Raw genomic sequence first — 21,870 nt, 5'->3', positions numbered from 1 at the left:
CCTCAAGATGTGTAGAGACCCTTGTAAGTGTCGCGCAAAAGATTCTTCTGCACCTTGCCCATGGTGTTGCGCGGCAGTTCGTCGACGAAGATCACCTGCTTCGGGTGCTTGTACTTTGCGACGCGTTCCGCGATGGCGCCGAGAATTTCAGCCCCGGTGATATTCGATGCCGGCGACCGCACGACGACAGCGGTGACGCCTTCGCCGAAATCCGGATGGGCGACGCCGATGACGGCGCTTTCGCTCACCCCGTCAAGCGCATCGATCTCGCTTTCGAGTTCCTTTGGATAGATATTGTAGCCGCCGGAAATGATCAGGTCCTTGCCGCGGCCGACGATGTGGACGTAGCCGTCGGCGTCGACGATGCCGAGATCGCCGGTGATGAAGAAGCCATCGGCGCGGAATTCCGCCTTGGTCTTCTCCGGCATGCGCCAATAACCGCCGAAGACGTTCGGACCCTTGACCTCGATCATGCCGACCTGGCCCTGGACAAGCGGACGGCCAGTGTCGGGATCGGCGATGCGAAGCGCCACACCCGGCAGGGGGAAGCCGACCGTGCCGGCGCGTCGCTCACCGTCATAGGGGTTCGAGGTGTTCATGTTGGTCTCGGTCATGCCGTAGCGTTCGAGGATCGCGTGGCCGGTGCGTGCGCGCCAGGCCTTGTGCGTCTCGGCCAGCAGCGGCGCCGAACCGGAAATGAAGAGGCGGATGGTCTTTGCCGCCTGGCGGTCCAGCCCGTCCTGCTGCAGCAGGCGCACGTAAAAGGTCGGCACGCCCATCAGGGCGGTGGCGCGCGGCAAAAGCGAGACGATGCGGGCCGGGTCGAATTTCTGCTCGAACAGCATCGAGGCGCCGGCCATCAGGACGACGTTGGTGGCGACGAACAGACCATGCGTGTGGAAGATCGGCAGCGCGTGGATCAGCACATCGTCGGCCGTGAAGCGCCAGTGTTCGACCAGCACCCGCGCGTTCGAGGCAAGGTTCTCGTGGCTGAGCATGGCGCCCTTCGAGCGGCCCGTCGTTCCCGAGGTGTAGAGGATCGCCGCGAGATCGTCCTTGGCCCGCGCCACATCGTAGAAGACCGCCGGCAGCCGCGAGGCTTGGTCCGTCAGGGATCCCTCGCCATTGCGGCCGAGCGTGACGGTGGCGGCTCCCGATTTTTCCGCCAGTGCGCCGATGTCGGCCGCCCTTGCCGGATCGCAGACGACCAGGCGTGGCGCCGCGTCGCCGAAGAAGTACTCGAGCTCGGCCAGCGTGTAGGCGGTGTTGAGCGGCAGGAAGACGGCGCCGGCACGCAAGCAGGCGAGATAGAGCAGGACGGCTTCGGGACTCTTCTCGACCTGCACGGCGACGCGATCGCCGGGCTCGACATCCAATTGCAAGAGCGCATGCGCCAGCTGCGCCGACCGCGCCAGCATATCGCCATAGGTCAGCGATCGGCCATCATCGGTTTCCATCAACAGGCGATCGGGCGCCGACATCCGGGAACGGAACGCGTCGAACAGATGGTTGCTCATGAAGTCTTCCCGGGGATGGTGGAAACGGCGGCGCCGGGCATGCTTCGGCATGCATGGGCGGCAAAGAGTTCGCGGTTCTTGACCGCGCCGTCAAGACCCGCGGACAAGCGTTTGCCCGTGGCGCCGATGGGTTGCAGGGATGGCTGCAAAAGACCGCCGGAACCGACGCTATCGCCGGGCGCGTGCGGCCTTGCCGGCGGCCGACTTCAGACTTTCACTTTGCCTGATGCGTTCCATGCACATGGCAGCGGTCAGCTGGTAGTGATTGATCAGCGCTTCGACGGTGCCGTCGGCATTGCCGTCCAGCGCACATTCTGCGATCCGGCGATGCTCGCCGAAATCGTCGCGATGGGCGCTTTCGCTGTCACTCGCCATTTGCCGGTAGCGGTAGGCGTGATCGGAAAGCTGCTCGCAGAACCCCACCAGCCATTGCGACCGGCAGGCCGAAATCAGGACCCGATGGAAGACGCGATGCAACTTCTCCCAATCCGGATTGAGCGACGAGAGATTCTGCGGCGAAAGACGTGATGCACGCCCCAGGCGATGCAGCGCCAGTACGAGTTGTTCTTCCCATTCGGCGGTGCGGTGGGCGATCGATTCGCGAATCGCCCGCTCCTCGAGCCAGCAACGGGTGCGCGTCAGCTCTTCGAGCTCCGCCGCGCTGACCGGCATGATGAAGAAGCCGCGCTGGTCGTGCCGGCCAAGAAGCCCTTCCGAGGCGAGGCGATTGAGAGCCTCGCGAACAGGGGAGGCGCCAGCCCCATATTTGGAAACCACCCATTCGACCCGCAGCTTGCTTTCGGCTTCAAGAACTCCACCGAGAAGGTCATCCCGCAATTGGTGATAGACCGTACTGGCAAGCGTGCTCTTCGGCCCTGCGCCGTCGTCGTTCAGATTGGCAGCTCCGTATGTCAAAGCGACTCCTTGTCCCCAAATTATGTTTGGGCAATTCGAGTCCGAAGCATCCCCCTTCGTACACGCACCATATCGCGTCTGGCCTCAGAGGCTCAAGCAGAAGATCACGCTATTGTACTTAAGCACGAAGAAATATACGGCATTTTGCCGTTCAGCGATGCAAAGTCGCGTATTTCTACAACCTTCGGAAACTTAACATGTTTTGTATGCACGCAGCATCATCTGTTCTTGTGTGCATGCGCGATCGTCTTTTCTGCCGCGCGCAGAAGAAGGACCGAATCAAGCCACTCGTCCAGGCTCGATGCTTCGCGAATCAGACCTTGACGGACCCTGCCGGGCATGAGAGCCGTTGGCGGCCAATTGGACTTGAAGACAGGATGGGCGTCGTGGATCAGCCGGCTGCCTTGTCGGCGGCCGTCCTGATCGCCTGGATGTTTTGCCGGTAGGCGTCAACGCTGCCGCCCTTGAAGATCGCGGCGCCTGCCACCAGCACGTCGGCGCCTGCGGCAGTGACCAGTGGCGCGGTTTCGGCTGACACACCGCCGTCGATCTCGATGCGGATCGGCCGGTCGCCGATCAGCGCCTTGACCCGCTTCACCTTGTCGACGATCGCCGGAATGAAAGCCTGGCCGCCGAAACCCGGATTGACGGTCATGATCAGGATCAGATCGAGCCGGTCGAGCACATACTCGACCGCACTTTCCGGTGTTGCCGGATTGAGCGACACGCCGGCCTTTTTGCCAAGGCTCCTGATGGTCTGTAGCGAGCGGTCGAGATGCGGCCCGGCCTCGGCATGCACCGTCATGCCGTCGCAGCCGGCCTCGGCGAAGGCGGCCAGATAGGGGTCGGCCGGCGCGATCATCAGATGGCAGTCGAAGAAGGCCTTGGTGCGGTTGCGGATCGCCTTGATCACCGGCGGGCCAAAGGTGATGTTGGGGACGAAATGTCCGTCCATGACATCAAGGTGAATCCAGTCGGCACCGGCAGCCACCACCGCTTCGACTTCATCGCCGAGCCTGGAAAAATCCGATGCCAGCACCGAGGGTGCAATCAAGGTTTTTTTGCTCATGGGCGCGGCCTTTCCGAGCGCCCTTCTGATCCGGTCACTCTATCGACTGCCTAATGCGACGCAGGTGACTTGTCGAGTGCGCAGGCGGCTGGCTGCACAGGCTACGTCCCGCCGACGTCGGCTGCCGGTGCCCCCGGTCCAAACAAAAACCCGCCGGATTGCTCCGGCGGGTTTCTTGCATGTATCGCGCGGACGACTACGGCTTCAAGTTCTGGATGTTTCCAGCCGGATCACCCTGCTGTTGCTGGTCAGTTTGCGTCCTGCGCCGCGGAAGCAGCTGCTGCAGGACGTTCGGGTTCAGCAGGCCTGGTTCCAATTGCCCACGGATCGGCCTGCAGTTCGGATAGCGCCCAATCGTGCCTTCCGGGCAGTGCCGCCTGATGATCGGCTGGCACTGGCCATTGATCATCTGCGAGCCCGGTGCGCACTCCTCCACCTGCGGCCTGGACCTGCGGCATGCGCCGTCGATCACCTCGGTCCCGCGCGGACAGACACACTCGCCGCGCTTGTTATGGACCTGGCCGCGTATGTCGCACTGCTCCACCGGCGGCTGTTTGCGCCGGCAGGCATTGCCTTGCACCTCGGTACCCCTCGGGCAGACACAATTGCCGTTGGCGTCGTGGACCTGGCCACGGATGGTGCATTGCTCGGGTTGCGGCCGGATCGGACGGCAGGCATTGCCCCTGACTTCCGTACCCTTCGGGCAGACACAATCGCCATCGGCATTGTGGACCTGGCCTCGGATGGTGCACTGCTCGGGCTGCGGCCGGATCGGACGGCAGGCATTGCCCCTGACTTCCGTACCCTTCGGGCAGACGCAATCGCCGTCCGAGTTGTGGACCTGACCGCGGATGGTGCACTGCTCAGGCTTGTCGGTCTTGACGCACTTCCCGTTTTGAAGCCCGGTTCCGCGTGGGCAGACACAACGTCCGTCCTCGGTGCGGATCTGGCCTTCGAGCAGCACACAGGGCCGCGGCTTTGGCTCGACGATGACACCACCTTCGGGCGAGCACTGGCCGTTGCGGAAGGTGGTGCCTTGCGGGCAGACACACCTGCCGGCGTCGTTCATGACGAAACCTGCCGAGCACTCCTTCTTCACCTCATGCGTGATGGTGAAGGGGTGGCACGCATAGGCCTTGCCACGGTCGCCCTGGACATTGGCCTGGTCGCCGGGGAGCATGTCGCCGCCTTGCACCCGTGTGTCGGGAGACAGGACGCCGACGCAGTTCTGGCCGCTGACGTTGCCCTGCAGATTGGCCAGGCGGCCGTCGTCGGGAATGACCACGGTGACTTGGTGCACCTGGCTCTCCCCGGCGCCGAGCGTCAGGTTGGCAATGCAGGACAGTGGCAAGGTCGCCGGTTCCGGCGAGCAGCCGAAAGGCGGATCGATCGAGGTGATCGCAACGCCGTCCAGCCTGCCCAGCCCTTCGACGCCGATCGCATCACCGATGCGAACCGGACCGGAGAAGGGGCTCGTCCCATCGTTCGTGATGGTGATCTCGAACGAGCAGGGTTGGCCGAGCTTGCATTCGCGGTCGCCGGTCTTTTCGACGCGGATGATCGAAGAGCCGCCGCCCTTGGCGCAGGCCTGGCCGATCGGATAGACGATGTCGTCGCCCGGGGCCGGACCATACGAACCCCGCGCGCAGTTCTCGAACTCGCCGTTCGCCGAAACCGTCACGTCGAAGTGGCGGCTGGTTCCAGGCGTCATGACGGCACCGGGAATCTGGCACGACAGCGTATTGGCCGGAACCGGTCCGCACGCCCATTCAGCGCCTTCGGGGGTGACGGTCTGGATCTGGACGGGCGCACCGCCCGCCACCAGCGTGGCGGCGTCGTTGACCCGCACCGGACCGGTGGGGGCAGCCGTCCCGGCATTGACGACGGTGATGCGGCAAGAGACGACCGCGGCACCGGCCAGCGAGCCATTGCACACCTTGGTGATGCGCAGAGCCGGCTTGCCGCCATTTGGATGACGGATGCGTTCCTTGGCGCAAGCCTTGTTGTTGTTGAGGTCGGTTTCACCAGGGATGGCCTTCACCTCGGCGCAGTTCTCCACCGTGTCGGACTGATAACCGGTCGGCATGACCGCCTTGACGAAGATCGGCGTCGAGGCGCCCGGTGCGAGCGAGATGCCCGCATTGTCGCAGCGGAACAGGCCGGGGCCGGTCGGGCCGCAGGTCCATGGCGGGGTCGGGCCAAAAGTCGAGGAGGCCGGCGCGCCGCCCGGATAGCTGTCGATCACCGTCAGCGGCCCATTGTAGGTGAGGGTGCCGTTGTTGATGATATCGATCACGAAGGTGCAGATGCCGTCGGCCGTGCAGACCTCGGTGCGGGCACGCTTCTTCAGGATCAGGTCGACCTTCTTTTCGACCGGTGGCTGGCAGTCGCGATCACGATCGCCACGCCGGCAGATCGCGATCGAGGCGCAGCCGCGATCGTTCGACTGGCTGCCGAACAGCGGCTTGCCGCTGGCCGCATAATTGTAGGCGGCGCAGTTGCGCAGCACGCTGCCTTGCCAACCGCCAGCCGGCTTGAAGCCGAGCTTGAGGTCGACGAAGGCCCCCGGATTGAGCGTGGTCACCGGATAGGTGCACGTCATCGGGGTGGTGCCGGGCACGCAGACCCAGGGCGGATTGGGCCCTGAATCGAGCGTCGAGCCGGCCGGCAGCGTCACCTCGTCGAGCACGATCTTGCCGTGGTAGGCACCGGTGCCGACATTGGTGACCCTGATGGTGAAGTCGCAGCCGCCGCCCATCGTGCAACGCTGGACTTCGGCGCGCTTTTCAACCTTGAGGTCCGGTTCCTTGTCCTTGGGTGGGCACCTCTGGTCGCGCGGGATGACGATGTCGATGGTCTGCGTGCAGCACAGGCCCCAGCCTTCCTCCGGGCCGGCATAGGTTTCGATGCCGGTGACGATGAGGTGGATGACGTCGCCGGGCGACGCGCCGACGATCTTCCAGTTGAGCACGCCTCCGCCCGCCGGCACCAGCTGGGTGTCGGGGATGATGGTGATGCCGGGTGTCGTCGTCGACACCTGCACCCACTTACCGCCCATGTCCGGGCCGACCGGCATGTGGTAGATGAAGGCGCCGCCACCAGGCACGCAATCAACCGTGCCGCGTTCCACCTTGAAGCATTCCTTGCCTGGAGGTGGCGGCGGCGGATTGCACTTGGTGACGTCGATCTTGATCGAGGTCTTCTCGCCGGTCTTGAAGTCGCCGTCGTCGGGCTTGCCCGGATCCTGCGACGGGATGATGATCCCCGTGCCGGCTTCCGGCGTCACCTTGATCATGCCCTGGTTGTCGACGATGGTCGGCGAAGGAAACGCCGCATGGTCGATCTTGGCCGTGATCTGGAAGGTGATGACGCGCTCGTTGGGAGCGCCGACGCCGTCGAGATCGGAGGCGGAAATCCGGAAATCGGAAACCGTCGCCGTGTCGTTGGGATTTGCCGATGTGCTGATCGTTGCGCCCGGCAGTGGTCCGCCGGCCGCATCCGTGCCGTCGCCGGCCACATTGACGTTGACGATCTCAAGGCCGTGCGGAAGCTGGTCCTTGAAGTCGAGCCGGGCTTTTTTCAGTCTGGCCGCGAAGCCTGGGTCGGCAAAACCCTGCGGGTCGCCGCGCAAGCCGAAGCTCAGGGAATAGACGACATAGTCGCAGCCTCTCTGGGTGCCCTTCTTGGTGAAGAAAGGCACGACCCGGCCCGGTTCCGGATTGATGATGCGCGGATTGTCGAGGTCGAGTCTGGGCTCCGTAATGACGGTGTAGACCTCTTCGGCGAAGCCTTGCACCGGGGTCAGGGTGGCGACCGCGATACCGGCCGCCATCAGCCAGCGCGCGCCGCGCCTGGCGAGTGACAGGGGTTTCATGATCGTCTCCAAGACGGTTGACTGCTTTGACTGGTTGCTCGTTGCGAGCGGGGAAAGTGCGAGATTTTTCATCTTCCCCTCCTCAACGTTCGCAGCTGACGGCTGGGGTTCTGAGCGGCAAAGTCATCTTGCAGCAAGGGTAGTAGCCACCCTTGTCCTTGTCGGACTTCCTGTAGAAGCAGAGCCCGACATCGACTGTGTCGCCCGGATAGTGGCCGGTGATGCCGATCGTGTATGGCGTGCCGGGCGCATGCGACATGGGGGACGTTACCCCGACGCCTGGCGTCCTGGACTGGGCCTTGATCGAATCGCCGCCGAAGCCGGCATGGTCATGGAGGGAGAGATCGGCCTCGAGGCCGGAAGGCGTGCAGTAGTACTGGACGTCCTCGACATCGAGACAGGGAGGCAGATTGCCGGGCGGTGGGAAGTCCGGCGGATAGAAGGGGGGCAAATAGCCGCCCGGGATTTCTTCATAATAGCCGGCGCGGCCTTCACAGGGATGCCAGACCGCGACGTCGCCGACATGGCCTTCGACTTCGGGATCTTCGAAATAGCCATCGAAGTCGACGAACCAGGAGCCGAAAGGCGGCACGTTGGCCGGCTTGACCAGCTCCTTCGGCGTGATCTGCACGCCGTGCACGGCCAGCGGCCCACCGGCGGCGAGCTGCTCGGCGAGCGCCGGATTGTCGCGCAGCTTGTCGCCGGTGTTGACCAGCGTCTGCGTGCAGACCGAGGTGTCGAGATTGCCGTCGGCATCATAGCCATATTGCAGATCGAGACCGCCGGCCGACTGCCGGTTGCCTTGCGGGAAGCCGATGGCATATTCCTGCGGCACCTCGACCCAGACCGATTCCGTCGCCGGATCGTCCGGATTCTCGCGCCAGTAGCGGATGACCTCGCCCTTGCCGGAATCGGCGAACTGACTGTAATCGTAACGGTTTTCGACCGGGCCGCGCTGCGCCAGATACATGAAGCCGCTGTTGTCGAAGGCGATGTCGGTGATGGCGTAGTCCTTGTCGGCCTTGACCGTCAGTTCCCAGCGCGGGTCGCCGGCAAAGGTGCCGTCGCGGGCAATGCCCACCGACCAGATTTCCGACTTTTCGCCGACCGAATAATAGAGCCGGCCGCCATGATAGGAGACGCCCCAGACGCGGCGCTCGTCCTGCGTGTAGCCCCAGCTGTCGGGGTCTTCGCTATCGAAGGCCGCGCCCTGTATGTCCATCACCGAACCATCGTCAGCGACCGGAGCCAGTCCGTGCGCCGGACGCCCGGCAACGCCATGGTCGAAGCTGTCGATCAACCTGCCTTCGGCGTCGATGCGATGGATCAGGCCGGTGTCGAGGTCGGAGGCGAAGAACTGGCGGTGGATGGGATCGAAGGTGAGATTGCCGATGCCGGGACCGCTGTTGGTGTCGATGTCGGCAAACTTGGAGACCTGGCCGGTGATACCGTCGATCTTCCAGATGGTACCCGGCCCTCCACCGTTTTCAGTGCCGAACTGGCCGTCCATGAAGGTGGCACCGGCCATGCCGCGGCGCTGCCGCTCCGGCCTTCCATCGCCGTCGGCATCCGGGGTGACGATGCGGATGCCGTGCAGCGAGGTGGCGCCGGCATAGAGGTTGGGAACGCCCGACGGAACGCCGTCGCGCACGCCGTCATCATAGGTGAGGCCGAACACCTGGCCGATCTGTTCGGCCGTCACCTCGAAGGGCGGCGGCGTGGAGACGAGCTGGCCGGCGGCCGGCCCGCCGAGATGCGAGACGTCGAACACGCGCAAGGTGGCGCGCGTGGTGTCGATGAAGGTTTCGTCGACCGGATCGACGCCGGGGGGCAGGCCTTCGTCGAAATTGGGAATGATGGTGCCGGAAAATCCGGTTACCGCCATCGAGCCGGGATAGATGATCTGGGTGTCCTGCGCCCGTGCTGCGTCACCCAGCCAAAGGCCGGCACTGAGTGCCAGCGCCAGCAATCCGCCCGGATGCATGGCGCGGCGCAGGCCGCTGTTGAGAGAAGACACGAACGTGCCGCGGACGCGAGACATGAAGCTACCCCCGTTAGCCACGGGAGAAACATCCGGCGTTACCGCGCAAACCAGGGCAAGGCGCGGTGGTCCGGCACGTTCTTCCCTGATCGAATTGTCTGCTTTCCTCATCTTGACGATACGCCTGCTCTTACGCAGGGTCAACGGAATCAACAGGAAGCCCAGCGCGTCGACCTCGTCCCGAAGGCGGTAGTCGCGCCGAGTTCTTGTTGTTCCCGGAGACCGCAGAGCCTCTGGGTTAGTGGTCATGGGGGCTTCCTTTCCGGGCCGCACCATGCGGCACCTGGACATCAGTCGCAGGCTGAGGTGGAAAGGTTCATGGAAGCCTTGCGCAGAATGCTTGCGCGCGATGCTGCCTGTTCTTATATACGCGCCAAGCCGTTCGGCGCCGGAATGCCGGTTGCCGGAACGGAATTTCTTGTGAACAGGGGCTTTCGTTGGAACGCCTGTACGGGTCCTGAGAGCCTGCTTAGCGGAGAGACTAGAAAAATGGCAAAAGTAATCGGTATCGATCTCGGCACCACCAACTCCTGTATCGCCATCATGGATGGCAAAGAGCCGAAGGTGATTGAGAATGCGGAAGGCGCGCGCACGACGCCTTCCATCGTCGCCTTTACCGGCGACGGCGAACGTCTCGTCGGCCAGCCGGCCAAGCGCCAGGCGGTCACCAATCCTGAAAACACCATCTTCGCGGTCAAGCGCCTAATCGGCCGCCGCTATGACGATCCGGTGACGGAGAAGGACAAGAAGCTTGTCCCCTACAAGATCGTCAAGGGCGACAACGGCGATGCCTGGGTCGAGGCCGGCGACAAGAAGCAGTCGCCCAGCCAGATCTCGGCCATGATCCTGCAGAAGATGAAGGAAACGGCGGAAGCCTATCTCGGCGAGAAGGTCGAGAAGGCGGTCATCACCGTTCCGGCCTATTTCAACGACGCCCAGCGCCAGGCAACCAAGGACGCCGGCAAGATCGCCGGGCTGGAAGTGCTGCGCATCATCAACGAGCCGACCGCGGCTGCGCTCGCCTACGGCCTCGACAAGAAGGATGGCAAGACCATTGCCGTCTATGACCTTGGCGGCGGCACGTTCGACATTTCGGTGCTCGAGATCGGCGACGGCGTGTTCGAGGTGAAGTCGACCAATGGCGACACCTTCCTCGGCGGCGAGGATTTCGACATGCGCCTGGTCGAGTACCTGGCGGCCGAGTTCAAGAAGGAACAGGGCATCGACCTGAAGAACGACAAGCTGGCCCTGCAGCGCCTCAAGGAGGCGGCTGAAAAGGCCAAGATCGAGCTGTCGTCGACGACACAGACCGAGATCAACCTGCCCTTCATCACCGCCGATGCCACCGGGCCGAAGCACCTGACGCTGAAGCTGACGCGCGCCAAGTTCGAGCAGCTGGTCGACGACCTCGTCCAGCGCACCATCGACCCTTGCAAGGCGGCGCTCAAGGATGCCGGCCTGAAGGCTGGCGAAATCGACGAAGTCGTCCTGGTCGGCGGCATGACCCGCATGCCCAAGATCCAGGAGATCGTGAAGCAATTCTTCGGCAAGGAGCCGCACAAGGGCGTCAACCCGGATGAGGTCGTCGCTCTCGGCGCCGCCATCCAGGCCGGGGTGCTGCAGGGCGACGTCAAGGACGTGCTGTTGCTCGACGTGACGCCGCTGTCGCTCGGCATCGAGACGCTGGGTGGCGTGTTCACGCGGCTGATCGAACGCAACACGACGATCCCGACCAAGAAGAGCCAGGTGTTCTCGACCGCCGAGGACAGCCAGTCCGCCGTGACCATCCGCGTCTTCCAGGGTGAGCGTGAAATGGCCGCCGACAATAAGGCGCTTGGCCAGTTCGACCTGGTCGGCATCCCGCCGGCGCCGCGCGGCGTGCCGCAGATCGAGGTCACCTTCGACATCGACGCCAACGGCATCGTCAACGTTTCGGCCAAGGACAAGGGCACCGGCAAGGAGCACCAGATCCGCATCCAGGCATCGGGTGGCCTTTCGGACGCCGACATCGAGAAGATGGTCAAGGACGCCGAGGCCAACGCCGAGAGCGACAAGAAGCGGCGTGCGGTGGTCGAGGCCCGCAACCAGGCCGAGGCGCTGGTGCATTCGTCCGAGAAGTCGCTGAAGGAATATGGCGACAAGGTCTCGGAAGCCGACCGCACGGCGATTGCCGATGCGATCACGGCGCTGAAGGCCGCGGCCGAAGGCGACGACGCGGCCGACATCGAGGCCAAGTCGCAGGCGCTTGCCGAGGCTTCGATGAAGCTGGGCCAGGCGATGTACGAGGCTTCGCAGAAGGAAGCGGCGGAAGCCGACGCCAAGGCGGATGCCGCCAAGGACAGTGACGTGGTCGATGCCGATTTCGAGGAAATCGACGAGGACGACGACAAGAAGAAGTCGGCCTGAACCGTTTGACGGCAAGATAGAGCGAAAAGCCCGGCGCAGGCCGGGCTTTTTTGCAACCCTGGCGGAAAAAATCGCTGAAAAACACGGACAGAACCACGCCGGCCCTAGCATCCGGGCAGCACCGCTCCTAAATCGAGACAACGTGCCGGCAAGCGACGCAACATATGCATCAAGACGTTGAACATCCGGACTGCGGGAAAAAATGAAAGCTGATTTCTACGAAACGCTGGGCGTCCAGAAAGGCGCCGACGAGAAGGAGCTCAAGAGCGCTTTCCGCAAGCTCGCCATGCAGTTCCATCCCGACCGCAATCCCGGCGATCATTCCTGCGAGCACAAGTTCAAGGAAATCAACGAAGCCTACGAGACGCTGAAGGACCCGCAAAAGCGCGCGGCCTATGACCGTTTCGGTCACGCGGCCTTCGAGCAGGGTGGCATGAATGGCGGCGCCCAAGGCTTCGGCGCCGGCGGCTTCGCCGACATTTTCGAGGATATTTTCGGCGACATGATGGGCGGGCGCCAGCGCCGCTCGTCGGGCGGCCGTGAGCGCGGCGCCGACCTGCGCTACAATATGGAGATCTCGCTGGAGGAAGCCTACGCGGGAAAGACCGCGCAGATCCGCGTGCCGGCATCGATCTCCTGCTCGGAATGCTCGGGCAGCGGCGCCAAGCCCGGCACCCAGCCTGTCACCTGCTCGATGTGCAACGGCCACGGCAAGGTGCGCGCCACGCAAGGCTTCTTCTCGATCGAACGGACCTGCCCGCAATGCCAAGGGCGCGGCCAGACCATCAAGGACCCGTGCCCGAAATGCGCCGGCCAGGGCCGCGTCACCGAAGAGCGTTCGCTGTCGGTCAACATCCCGGCCGGCATCGAGGACGGCACCCGCATCCGCCTTGCCAATGAGGGCGAGGCCGGCCTGCGCGGCGGACCGTCGGGCGACCTCTATATTTTCCTTGCGGTCAAGCCACACGAGTTCTTCCAGCGCGACGGCGCCGATCTCTATTGCAAGGTGCCGATCTCGATGACGACTGCCGCCCTTGGCGGCTCCTTCGAGGTGACGACGCTGGATGGCACGCAGACCAAGGTGAAAGTGCCGGAAGGCACACAGAACGGCCGCCAGTTCCGGCTCAAGGGCAAGGGCATGCCGGTGCTGCGCCAGCCCAATGTCGGCGACCTCTACATCCAGACCGCGGTCGAGACGCCGCAGAACCTCACCCGCCGCCAGCGCGAGTTGCTAGAGGAGTTCGAACAGCTCTCCTCGCAGGACAATTCGCCCCAATCGAGTGGCTTTTTCACCCGCATGAAGGATTTCTTCGAATCCTTCGGCGAGCGCTGATGGGAATTCAAGGCAAACCGCGTGATTTCGTGAAATGCGTCGCGTCTTGAGACGCGACGAAACTTATCTTATCCACGACATGCGTCTGACCACGCCTTGCCTTGCGCTGCTCAGATGTTAAGTAATTTGGGGGGAGTGCTGAGGAGAGCTTGCATGACACGTCCCGGACTGCGCAAGGCGCTTGCCGAAAAGTTCGACGACGAGCTCAAATTCTTCAAGGGCTGGATCGACAAGCCGAAGACGGTCGGCTCGATCGTGCCGACCAGCTCGATCACCGCCCGCAAGATGGCCTCGATCGTCAATCCGAAATCCGGCCTGCCGGTGCTTGAGGTCGGTCCCGGCACCGGCGTCATCACCCGCGCCATCCTGGCCCAGGGGGTGCGGCCCGAAAATCTCTACGCTGTCGAATATTCCACCGACTTTGTTCGCCACCTGCGGCAACTCTATCCCGGCGTCAACGTCATCGAGGGCGATGCCTTCAACCTCAACGCCACGCTTGGCGAGAAGAGCGGGATGATCTTCGATTCCGTGGTTTCCGGCGTGCCGCTGCTCAATTTTCCGGTGGCCCAGCGCATCGCCTATATCGAAAGCCTGCTCGACCGCATCCCGCCCGGACGGCCGATCGTGCAGCTGACCTACGGACCGATGTCGCCGATCCCGGCCGGCCGTGGCGACTACACGGTCAAGCATTTCGATTTCATCTTCCGCAACATCCCGCCGACGCAGCTGTGGATCTACCGGCGCGAGGCGCATTAGGGCGACCTGCATTTCGACCTTGATTTTTGGGCAGGTGCGTTGATTTGAGCCGCCTCTGGCTGTACCTGTCCGGGAACAAGGTTGGCCAATGGCAGTGATCCCGAAAATCCTCGTCTTCGCCGGCTCGGTGCGCAGCGGCGCCTACAGCGGCAGGACCGCCGACGTGGCGCAAAAGGAGCTCGCCATGCAAGGCGCGGAGGTGACCCGCATCTCGCTCGCCGACTATCCCCTGCCGATCCTCGACGAGGATCTGGAAAAGGAAAAGGGCGTTCCCGTAAACGCCCTGAAACTTGGCCGTCTGGTCATCGCCCATGACGGGTTGCTGATCGCCACCCCCGAATATAACGGCTCGATTCCGCCGCTGCTCAAGAACACGATCGACTGGGTGAGCCGGGTGCGCAGGGATGGCAGCCGGACGGTCAGGCCACTGGCCGGCAAGGTGGCCGGCCTCTGCTCGTCCTCCAACGGGCATTTTGCCGGAACCCGCTGCATCAACCATCTGCGCGCCGTGCTGGTGCGTTGCCAGATGGAGGTGGTGACGCCGGAATGCTCGGTGCCGGAGGGCGGCAGCGCCTTCGACGAGGGCGGCAATTTCCGCGACGAAAGACTGTACAAATCGATGGAGCACCTATGCCGCACGCTGATCGAAACCTCGCGCATGCTGTCGACCCGGATCGAGGCGTGATCGCCGATACCATGCGGGCAAAATCCATCCAGGTCCCATCGATACAGGCCAAATCCATGCAGGAAAGACTGATCGTCGGCCTCGATGTGCCGACCGTGCAGGAGGCCGAACGGGCGGTGCGCGAACTCGACGGCGTCGTCTCCTTCTACAAGATAGGCTACCAGCTGGCCTTTGCCGGCGGGCTCGACCTTGCCAGGGAACTGGCCAGCGGCGGAACGAAGATCTTCCTCGACATGAAGCTGCTCGACATCGACCACACGGTGGCCAAGGGCGTCGAGAACATCGTCAAGATGGGCGTGACCATGCTGACCATCCACGCCTATCCAAAGGCGATGGCGGCGGCGGTGGAGGCGGCCAGGGGTAGCGGCCTTTGCCTGCTGGCGGTCAGCGTGCTGACCTCGATGGACGAGCAGGACATGATCGACGTCGGCTATGAATACGACCCGCATACGCTGGTGCTGCGGCGCTCTGAACAGGCGCTGCATGCCGGTATGGGAGGCATCGTCTGCTCGGCCGCGGAAGCGGAAGCGGTGCGCCGCATCGTCGGGCCCGACATGGCGGTGGTGACGCCCGGCATCCGGCCGGCGGGCAGCGACCATGGCGACCAGAAGCGCGTGGTGACGCCGGCACAAGCGATCCGCAACGGCGCCAGCCATCTCGTCGTCGGCCGGCCGATCGTCGCGTCGGCCAACAGACGAGAAGCAGCCGAAGCCATCGTCGCCGAAATGCGCTCAGCGTAAGCAACAGGGAGAAGAAGAATGCCTAAGGGATACTGGATCGCCCGCGTCGATGTGCGCGATGCCGAAGGCTACAAGGAGTATGTCGCCGCCTCGAAGCTGGCCTTCGACCGTTTCGGCGCGAAATTCCTGGCGCGCGGCGGTGCGCATGAGCTGGCCGAGGGTGTCGGGCGCGCCCGCAACGTCATCATCGAGTTCGAATCGCTCGCCGTGGCGCACGATTGCTACCACTCGCCGGAATACCAGCGCGCGGTCGCCATCCGCCAGAAGGTCGCCGACGGCGAGATCGTTCTCGTCGAAGGCATCTGAGGCCATCGACCAGAGCCTGGCGGCGCGTCAGACGAAGTCCTCACGGTCCCCTTCCCTTGGCTCCGCCCCGCTAAGCCGAGCTTCCGATCAGCTAATGCTTGAAGGCCAGGCAGTTTCGCTATGCCCTGGCCGACAGCCGGGCGGAGCCGTTCGACAACGACCGCTGCATGGGCGGCGCATCCAACAATCGACTGCCGAGCCAGAGTCGCTTTCGCGCAAGGTGAAAGCGACCGGGTTGGTTGCCAGTTGACATGCAGGTATTTACCTGCATATAACACCTCACAAACCAACGAGTGAGGCTGATGGACGCTGACAAGGTTTTCAAGGCACTGGGCGACCCGACACGCAGAAGGCTGCTTGACCTTCTTTGCGAGAAGAACGGGCAGACCCTCAGTCAGCTTTGCGAAAACCTGGACATGGCGAGGCAATCCGCCACCCAGCACATCGACCTGCTGGAAGCGGCGAACCTGGTGAGCACGGTCAAGCGCGGCCGGGAAAAACTGCATTTTATCAACCCCGTGCCGCTGCACGAAGTCTACGAGCGGTGGGTGCGGAAATTCGAACGGCAGCGGCTCAGCCTGCTGCACGATCTGAAGCAAGAACTCGAAGGAGAGGACCAATGACCAGAGAGACGACCAGCTTTGTCTACGTGACCTACATCAAATCGACGCCGCAAAAAGTGTTCGAGGCCATAACCAGGCCTGACATTGCGAAACGCTACTGGGGCCACGAGAACGTCTCCGACTGGAAGCCGGGATCAACATGGGAGCATATCCGCGCCAATGACGAGCGGACCGTCGAACTCGTCGGCAAGGTCGTCGAGATCTCGCCGCCGACCCGTCTCGTCATCACCTGGGCGAACGCTTCGCAAGCCAACGATCCCTCACAATACAGCCGGGTGACGTTCGGCATCGAGGAATACGACACCATGGTGCGACTGACCGTCACCCATGACGAACTCGAAGCCGGCAGCGGCATGGCGAAAGGCGTCAGCCAGGGATGGCCGGCGGTGCTGTCCAGCATGAAATCCTTCCTCGAAACCGGCAGCGGCATCGACCTTTTCGCCAAGCCGAAATCGGCCTGATGCCCTGCGATATCATGCAGAACCAGGCCAGTGGAGAACGACAATGACGAAGCACTATATCGGCGGCTGTGCATGCGGCGCGATCCGCTATGAAACCAGCGGCGAGCCGATCTTCCAGAACCACTGCCAGTGCCTCGACTGCCAGAAGCGCGCAGGCACCGGCCACGGATCCTATCTGACCTTCGGACGGCGCGCCGACATGAAAATTGCAGGCGAGGCGACCACCTGGCGTGTGAGAGGCGACAGCGGCAACGAAAAAGTCCACGCCTTCTGCCCGACCTGTGGAACGCCGGTCTACCTGACGTTCGTCGCCATGCCGGACCTGATTGCGGTCAACGCGACCAGCCTTGACGACCCCGGCCAATTCGACCCGCAGGTGGTCACATACGCCATCCGCGGGCATGCATGGGACACGATCGACCCCGCGTTGCAGAAATTCGAGCGAATGCCGGGATAGCGGGTTCGCCTCGGGCTGTCATGTCATGTCGGGCGCTCGTCGCGGGCGATTGCGCTCGTGGCGGCGCCCGAGCATTTCCGGATGCGCCGCCGCGCGTTCAAATATGGTGGTTTTGGCCGAGTAGCCGGCTGGCAGCGGTTTCGGCCATGGCGTCGGCAAGCTCGAGATCCCATTGCTGGCGGCAGTAGGTGCGGAAATCGAAGCAAGGCAGGCCGGGGCAGACCTCGAACTCGATCAGGTGGACCGTGTCATCGGCCTCGACGCGAAGGTCGATGGAAAACACATCGCGCAGGCCAAGCCCGCTCATCAGCCGCTCGGCGATCGCGCGAGCCCTGGCGTCGGCGACCGGCTGGCTGTCGGCGACCGGAACGAGCTCCGGTTCGGCATAGTGTCCGGCCGCCTTCGCCGCCTCGCCAGTGTCGCCGTAAAGCGCCAGGCTGTCCGCCATGGTCTGGAAATCGGCGCCAGAATCGACAAAGGCCACACCAAGCGCTTCGACCCCCGCGCCCGGCACCAAGCCGAGGAAACTGGCGCGCACGTTGCGGCCGGCAACGTAGGGCTGGACGACGACATCGTCGCGATAGGCCGCAAAGACACGCCGGCTAAGCTCCAGCGCGTGGCCGAGATCGCCGGTGCGCGAATCCGCCCAGATGCCTATCTTGGCACCTAGCCGGTTGGGCTTGACGAACCAGCCTGCGGCCGACGCCGGCGGCTCCACCAGCCATTTGCCGTCGCGCGCAAGACCGGCTTGCGGCACCGGCAGACCGAGCGCGCCAAGCACCGCGCCGGAACGGAACTTGTCCTGGCAAAGCGCAAACAGCGCATCGTCGGCGCCGATCGTCTTGAACCCGCCGAGCCTCGCCAAGGCGGGTGCGGCACCGCCCCGGAAATAAGCGATGCCGTCGGTCAGCGTCCACACCAGTGTCGTGCTAGGATGCTCGCCGGCGAGCACGCCTGCGGCATCGTCGAGCGCCACCGGCGTGAACGACAGGCCGCGTGCCTGGCAAGCGGCGGCGAGCGCATCGAAGTCATGAGCGAGATCGGTCGACTGTGCCAGATAGGAAGCGATTTCGGCGGCACGCTCCGGTGCATGACCGTCGGCGACGAGACGGTCGAAGCAGGCTTTTTCCGGCTCATGGACGAGGATCAGTTTTGGCTTTTTTTGGCTCGTCATGACGGTTTTCCAGCGATGGAGTCGCCTACCATCGCATGGCGAGGGCAATCGGCTCCCGCGAAACCGACCGGGTCGGACGGTTGCGTGACAACGCAGCGGCCGACCGCGGTCGATCAGGCGATCAGCACGCGCGGCTCGAAACGGCCGTTGACCTTGACGTCGAGCAGGAAGGTCATGCCCGCCTGCGGATCGAGCTTGCGCTGCTTGTCGTCCTTGCCCTTCCAAGCCGAGGTCACCGCCAGCCGGTCGGCTTTGGCGCCGACAAAGGCCGGGCAGGACGCCTGCGTCACCGGCATGGGAATTTCGCGCAACAATGTACCACCGGGCGAATAGGCCTTCACCACCTTACCGCCCCAGACCGCATTCCACACCACGCCGTCACGGTCGACGACCGAGCCGTCGACGTAGCCCTTCGACGAGCGATGGTCGACGAACACATTCGATTCGCCAACCGGTAGGCCCGTCGCCGGATCGCAGGCGACGCGCATCAAAAGGCCGGTCGCGGTGTCGGTGTAGTAGGCGATCGTCCCGTCCTCGGAAAAGCAGATCGAGTTCGACACGGTGATGCCGGAAAACAGTTTGCGCAGCTCGCCCTTGAAGAACCAGTAGATCGAGCCCGCGCCCTTGCCCTCGTCCTTGGCCATCGTGCCGACCCAAAAGGCACCGCAGGGATGGACGCGGGAATCGTTGGAACGCGTCAGCGGATTGTCGGCCTCGATCGGCGTGTGCAGCGTCATCTTGCCGGTGGCGACGTTGCGGACATGGAGGCCGGTCTCGGTGGCGATCAGCTGGCGCTGGTGGTCGATGATGGCGATGGCGCTTGCCATCTGGCCAAGCTCGTGGATTTTCAATGCGCCGCCGGCCACCGGCTTTTCCAGAAGCTGGCCGTTGACGATGTCGAACCAGAATAGCGCATCGGTGGCGGGATCGTAGCTCGGCCCTTCGCCGAGCTGGCAGATGTGGTCGGAAAAAACCGAAACCTCGCTCATCATGCTTCTCCGAACACTGCATCCCAGGCCGCGACGGCGGCGTGTGCGCGTGCCGCTACGTCGTCGACACTCATGCCCGGCTTGAACAGGCTGGAGCCGAGACCAAACACCGTCACGCCGACGGCCTTGTAGCCGGCAAAGTCCTTTTCCGAAACGCCACCGACCGCACCGACCAATGTCTGCGCCGGCAGCACCGCCCGGATCGCGGAAATGCCTGCCGCTCCGAGCACGCTCGCCGGAAAGAATTTCAACGCCGAAGCGCCGAGCCGGATCGCCTGGAAGGCTTCGGTGGGCGTGAACACGCCGGGCATCGTCACCATGCCGTAGTGCATTGCTCTCGCCATCACTTCGGCATCGATGTTGGGGCTGACCAACAGCCGCCCGCCGGCCTTGTGCAAGCCATCGACATCGGCAGGCGTCAGCACCGTGCCGGCGCCGACCAGCGCCGTTTTCGGCAGCACTTCGACGATGTGGGCGATCGACGAAAACGGCTCCGGGGAGTTGAGCGGCACTTCGATCGCCTCGATGCCGGCGTCGAACAGCGCCTGGCCGATCGCGATCGATTCGACCGGCTTGAGCCCGCGCAGGATGGCGACCAGGCCGCGCTTGAGCTTCGGGAAAAGTGCGGTCTGGCTCATGGGGCTGCTCCGGTTCTGGCGATCATGCCGTTCTCGCGTGCCGCTTCGATGAGACCGGCACGCACCGCCTCGTCGGCATCGACGGTGCGGACCTTAAGTCCGGCAAGGCCGAGGGCGGCCTGGTAAAGTGCTGCAAGCGCACCGGACGCCACCAGCACGACAGGTTCGGCGCCGGCGCCATGGCGGCGGCTGGCCGAGGCGATCTCGCCACCGATCAGCAGGCCGGACAGGCAAGCGGCGGCATCGTCAGCCTTCAGATCCTGCAGCAGACCGGCGGCGCGGATGGAGAACAGCCTCGAGGTGACATCGCCGCCCTCAGTCAATGCGGTTTTGCACCAGCTGCGGAAGAATGGATTGCTAGGGGTGACCGGCTTGGGATGTTCGCCGAGCGAATGGCGCAGGATCGAGTGCGCGGCTAGCACGGAAAACAGCTCGCCGGTCGGCCAGGTGCCGAAGCCGGCAACGGCGCCGTCCTCGACCGGCACCCATTTCGAATGGGTGCCGGGCATGCAGACCAGCTGGCGTCCTTTGGCCGGCAGGCCGGCGCCGGCAAGCTGCGTTTCCTCGCCGCGCATGACGTCGGGCGCATCGATCTGGCGCTGAGCGAGGCCCGGCACGATGCGGATGTCGCGGTGCTGGCCGGGTACCCGCGCGGCACCCGCCAAGACGGCGCTGAGCGGCGCCGGAACGGTGACATAGGGTGCCTCGAGCCAGCCCTGGCGCGAGCCGGCCATGCCGCAGATTATGACGGGCAGCGCCTGCGGCGCGGCCATCGCCACCAGATGCCCTTCGAGAATGGTCGAAAAGCCCTTTTGCTGGGCGGTGATCAGGCCATCGTCGCCACGGCGTTCGGCAAGAACCTTGCCGTCTTTGCCGATCAGCCAGACCCGCATGCGGGTCGTGCCCCAGTCGACGGCAGCTACCGCCGGCGCGTTGCCGGCAAACCCTGGGCTCACAGGAAACCTCCATCGATGATCAGCATCTGCGCGGTTAGCATGCGCGAGGCATCCGAGGCGAGGAACAGCACCGTGCCGACGATGTCGTCGGGCTGCATCACCTGCTTGATGCACTGCTTGGCGACATGGGCGGCAAGCGCCTGTTCGGTCACCCAGAGCTCCTTTTGCCGCTCGGTGATCACCCAGCCGGGCGCAATGGCGTTGACGCGGATGCCGTCGACGCCGAGCTTGCCGGCCAGCCCCTTGGTCAGACCGAGGATGCCGGCCTTGGCGGCGGTGTAGGCCGGCATGTCGGGGTGATTGATCAGGTAGGACGTCGAGGTGAAATTGATGATCGAGCCGCCGCCGGCCCGCTTCATGCCCGGCGCCACCGCTTGCGCGGTGAAGAAATGCGGTCTGAGATTGATCGCCTGGTTGTTGTCCCAGAATTCCACCGTCACGTCTTCGACGGCGTGGCGCTCGTCAAGCGCCGCATTGTTGACCAGCACGGTGACATCGCCGTGCGCGTCGGCCGCCCTGGCTGCCGAGGTCCGCAAGGCCTCGACGTCGCGCAGGTCGGTCTTGAGATACAGCGGCCGGCGGCCGAACGCTTTCTCGATGCGGTCGGCAAGGGCAGTGCTGGGGCCGTCGGCGATGTCGATGAAGGCGACGTTGGCGCCCTGGCGCACAAAACCCTCGGTCAGTGCCGCGCCAATTCCGGAGCCGCCGCCGGTGATCAGCACCGAGGCTCCTTCGAGGTCGGCAAAATGCGCCGATGCCATCATATCTGTTGTCTCCCCGCGCATGACCCGAAAATCGGACCGATTTTCGGAAAGGATCATGCGCAAATACAAAAGTGCTACGGCGTCCTTTGCGCGTCCTGAAGGGCGCGCGGCGCTGTAGTCAGGCCGGCGCGCATCCTAGCCAGACACGTCGTGCGGGCAAGGGCGA

At 64.0% G+C, this 21,870-nt stretch carries 19 protein-coding genes; 9 read left to right on the top strand and 10 right to left on the bottom strand.

Annotated elements, in window-relative coordinates; translation table 11 throughout:
- Positions 1-2 precede the first annotated feature (2 nt).
- The 5 genes from AC0ZT5_RS26005 to AC0ZT5_RS25985 all read right to left on the bottom strand — a co-directional run bounded on the left by AC0ZT5_RS26005 (position 3) and on the right by AC0ZT5_RS25985 (position 9,692).
- A complete protein-coding gene (locus AC0ZT5_RS26005; RefSeq protein ID WP_488498770.1) occupies positions 3-1,517 on the bottom strand; it encodes a malonate--CoA ligase in 1,515 nt (504 codons plus the stop codon).
- 168 nt (positions 1,518-1,685) lie between these two features.
- Complete coding sequence (locus AC0ZT5_RS26000) at positions 1,686-2,432, bottom strand: GntR family transcriptional regulator (protein WP_488498769.1); 747 nt, start codon at positions 2,430-2,432, stop codon at positions 1,686-1,688.
- Between the two features lie 391 nt (positions 2,433-2,823).
- Positions 2,824-3,501 (bottom strand): ribulose-phosphate 3-epimerase, encoded by a 678-nt coding sequence (gene rpe, locus AC0ZT5_RS25995; RefSeq protein ID WP_488498768.1) that lies wholly within the window; start codon positions 3,499-3,501, stop codon positions 2,824-2,826.
- A gap of 196 nt (positions 3,502-3,697) precedes the next feature.
- Positions 3,698-7,447, bottom strand: a complete 3,750-nt coding sequence (locus AC0ZT5_RS25990) for a DUF7929 domain-containing protein (RefSeq protein ID WP_488498767.1) — start codon at positions 7,445-7,447, stop codon at positions 3,698-3,700.
- Between the two features lie 10 nt (positions 7,448-7,457).
- Entirely contained in the window at positions 7,458-9,692 is a 2,235-nt protein-coding gene (locus tag AC0ZT5_RS25985; RefSeq protein WP_488498766.1) for a hypothetical protein, read from the bottom strand.
- A 213-nt stretch (positions 9,693-9,905) separates the two neighbouring features.
- On the opposite strand from AC0ZT5_RS25985, the gene dnaK reads away from it, so the two are divergent.
- From dnaK to AC0ZT5_RS25940, 9 genes are all read left to right on the top strand, one after another.
- On the top strand, positions 9,906-11,822 hold the full coding sequence (gene dnaK, locus AC0ZT5_RS25980; protein WP_488498765.1) for a molecular chaperone DnaK: 1,917 nt from the start codon (positions 9,906-9,908) through the stop codon (positions 11,820-11,822).
- A gap of 202 nt (positions 11,823-12,024) precedes the next feature.
- A complete protein-coding gene (dnaJ, locus tag AC0ZT5_RS25975) occupies positions 12,025-13,155 on the top strand; it encodes a molecular chaperone DnaJ (RefSeq protein WP_184872869.1) in 1,131 nt (376 codons plus the stop codon).
- 153 nt (positions 13,156-13,308) lie between these two features.
- The gene (gene pmtA / locus AC0ZT5_RS25970; protein WP_488498764.1) at positions 13,309-13,911 is read left to right on the top strand and encodes a phospholipid N-methyltransferase PmtA; all 603 of its coding nucleotides are present in this window, start codon (positions 13,309-13,311) and stop codon (positions 13,909-13,911) included.
- A gap of 88 nt (positions 13,912-13,999) precedes the next feature.
- Positions 14,000-14,596, top strand: coding sequence for an NADPH-dependent FMN reductase (locus AC0ZT5_RS25965; protein ID WP_488498763.1), 597 nt, complete (start codon positions 14,000-14,002; stop codon positions 14,594-14,596).
- Positions 14,597-14,622: 26 nt separating this feature from the next.
- Positions 14,623-15,336 (top strand): orotidine-5'-phosphate decarboxylase, encoded by a 714-nt coding sequence (pyrF, locus tag AC0ZT5_RS25960; RefSeq protein ID WP_488498816.1) that lies wholly within the window; start codon positions 14,623-14,625, stop codon positions 15,334-15,336.
- A gap of 18 nt (positions 15,337-15,354) precedes the next feature.
- A complete protein-coding gene (locus AC0ZT5_RS25955; RefSeq protein WP_477280885.1) occupies positions 15,355-15,642 on the top strand; it encodes a DUF1330 domain-containing protein in 288 nt (95 codons plus the stop codon).
- Positions 15,643-15,944: 302 nt separating this feature from the next.
- A complete protein-coding gene (locus tag AC0ZT5_RS25950; RefSeq protein ID WP_095084355.1) occupies positions 15,945-16,265 on the top strand; it encodes an ArsR/SmtB family transcription factor in 321 nt (106 codons plus the stop codon).
- Positions 16,262-16,726: an SRPBCC family protein gene (locus AC0ZT5_RS25945; protein ID WP_095083690.1), complete on the top strand. Its 465-nt coding sequence runs from the start codon at positions 16,262-16,264 to the stop codon at positions 16,724-16,726. The genes AC0ZT5_RS25950 and AC0ZT5_RS25945 overlap by 4 nt, the downstream gene beginning before the upstream one ends.
- A 43-nt stretch (positions 16,727-16,769) precedes the next feature.
- The gene (locus tag AC0ZT5_RS25940) at positions 16,770-17,183 is read left to right on the top strand and encodes a GFA family protein (RefSeq protein ID WP_488498762.1); all 414 of its coding nucleotides are present in this window, start codon (positions 16,770-16,772) and stop codon (positions 17,181-17,183) included.
- A 97-nt stretch (positions 17,184-17,280) separates the two neighbouring features.
- On the opposite strand, the gene AC0ZT5_RS25935 is transcribed toward AC0ZT5_RS25940, so the two are convergent.
- The 5 genes from AC0ZT5_RS25935 to AC0ZT5_RS25915 form a co-directional block, all read right to left on the bottom strand.
- Entirely contained in the window at positions 17,281-18,357 is a 1,077-nt protein-coding gene (locus tag AC0ZT5_RS25935; protein ID WP_488498761.1) for a D-alanine--D-alanine ligase family protein, read from the bottom strand.
- 113 nt (positions 18,358-18,470) lie between these two features.
- The gene (locus AC0ZT5_RS25930) at positions 18,471-19,346 is read right to left on the bottom strand and encodes an SMP-30/gluconolactonase/LRE family protein (protein WP_488498760.1); all 876 of its coding nucleotides are present in this window, start codon (positions 19,344-19,346) and stop codon (positions 18,471-18,473) included.
- Positions 19,346-19,984: a 2-dehydro-3-deoxy-6-phosphogalactonate aldolase gene (locus tag AC0ZT5_RS25925; RefSeq protein ID WP_488498759.1), complete on the bottom strand. Its 639-nt coding sequence runs from the start codon at positions 19,982-19,984 to the stop codon at positions 19,346-19,348. The genes AC0ZT5_RS25930 and AC0ZT5_RS25925 overlap by 1 nt, the downstream gene beginning before the upstream one ends.
- Complete coding sequence (locus tag AC0ZT5_RS25920; protein WP_488498758.1) at positions 19,981-20,940, bottom strand: 2-dehydro-3-deoxygalactonokinase; 960 nt, start codon at positions 20,938-20,940, stop codon at positions 19,981-19,983. The genes AC0ZT5_RS25925 and AC0ZT5_RS25920 overlap by 4 nt, the downstream gene beginning before the upstream one ends.
- Entirely contained in the window at positions 20,937-21,704 is a 768-nt protein-coding gene (locus AC0ZT5_RS25915) for an SDR family NAD(P)-dependent oxidoreductase (protein ID WP_488498757.1), read from the bottom strand. The genes AC0ZT5_RS25920 and AC0ZT5_RS25915 overlap by 4 nt, the downstream gene beginning before the upstream one ends.
- Positions 21,705-21,870 lie beyond the last annotated feature (166 nt).

The organism is Mesorhizobium sp. CNPSo 4670 (genome assembly GCF_057784235.1).
Note: the sequence above shows the minus strand (reverse complement) of the source record. Positions and strands in the feature narration are given on the sequence as shown.

Excerpts from the sequence above, each read along its gene's own strand:
- AC0ZT5_RS26005 (WP_488498770.1), bottom strand. The coding sequence starts at position 1,517 with ATGAGCAACCATCTGTTCGACGCGTTCCGTTCCCGGATGTCGGCGCCC.
- rpe (WP_488498768.1), bottom strand. The coding sequence starts at position 3,501 with ATGAGCAAAAAAACCTTGATTGCACCCTCGGTGCTGGCATCGGATTTT.
- AC0ZT5_RS25990 (WP_488498767.1), bottom strand. The coding sequence starts at position 7,447 with ATGAAAAATCTCGCACTTTCCCCGCTCGCAACGAGCAACCAGTCAAAG.
- AC0ZT5_RS25985 (WP_488498766.1), bottom strand. The coding sequence starts at position 9,692 with ATGGTGCGGCCCGGAAAGGAAGCCCCCATGACCACTAACCCAGAGGCT.
- dnaK (WP_488498765.1), top strand. The coding sequence starts at position 9,906 with ATGGCAAAAGTAATCGGTATCGATCTCGGCACCACCAACTCCTGTATC.
- dnaJ (WP_184872869.1), top strand. The coding sequence starts at position 12,025 with ATGAAAGCTGATTTCTACGAAACGCTGGGCGTCCAGAAAGGCGCCGAC.
- pmtA (WP_488498764.1), top strand. The coding sequence starts at position 13,309 with ATGACACGTCCCGGACTGCGCAAGGCGCTTGCCGAAAAGTTCGACGAC.
- AC0ZT5_RS25965 (WP_488498763.1), top strand. The coding sequence starts at position 14,000 with ATGGCAGTGATCCCGAAAATCCTCGTCTTCGCCGGCTCGGTGCGCAGC.
- AC0ZT5_RS25955 (WP_477280885.1), top strand. The coding sequence starts at position 15,355 with ATGCCTAAGGGATACTGGATCGCCCGCGTCGATGTGCGCGATGCCGAA.
- AC0ZT5_RS25950 (WP_095084355.1), top strand. The coding sequence starts at position 15,945 with ATGGACGCTGACAAGGTTTTCAAGGCACTGGGCGACCCGACACGCAGA.
- AC0ZT5_RS25945 (WP_095083690.1), top strand. The coding sequence starts at position 16,262 with ATGACCAGAGAGACGACCAGCTTTGTCTACGTGACCTACATCAAATCG.
- AC0ZT5_RS25940 (WP_488498762.1), top strand. The coding sequence starts at position 16,770 with ATGACGAAGCACTATATCGGCGGCTGTGCATGCGGCGCGATCCGCTAT.
- AC0ZT5_RS25935 (WP_488498761.1), bottom strand. The coding sequence starts at position 18,357 with ATGACGAGCCAAAAAAAGCCAAAACTGATCCTCGTCCATGAGCCGGAA.
- AC0ZT5_RS25930 (WP_488498760.1), bottom strand. The coding sequence starts at position 19,346 with ATGAGCGAGGTTTCGGTTTTTTCCGACCACATCTGCCAGCTCGGCGAA.
- AC0ZT5_RS25925 (WP_488498759.1), bottom strand. The coding sequence starts at position 19,984 with ATGAGCCAGACCGCACTTTTCCCGAAGCTCAAGCGCGGCCTGGTCGCC.
- AC0ZT5_RS25915 (WP_488498757.1), bottom strand. The coding sequence starts at position 21,704 with ATGATGGCATCGGCGCATTTTGCCGACCTCGAAGGAGCCTCGGTGCTG.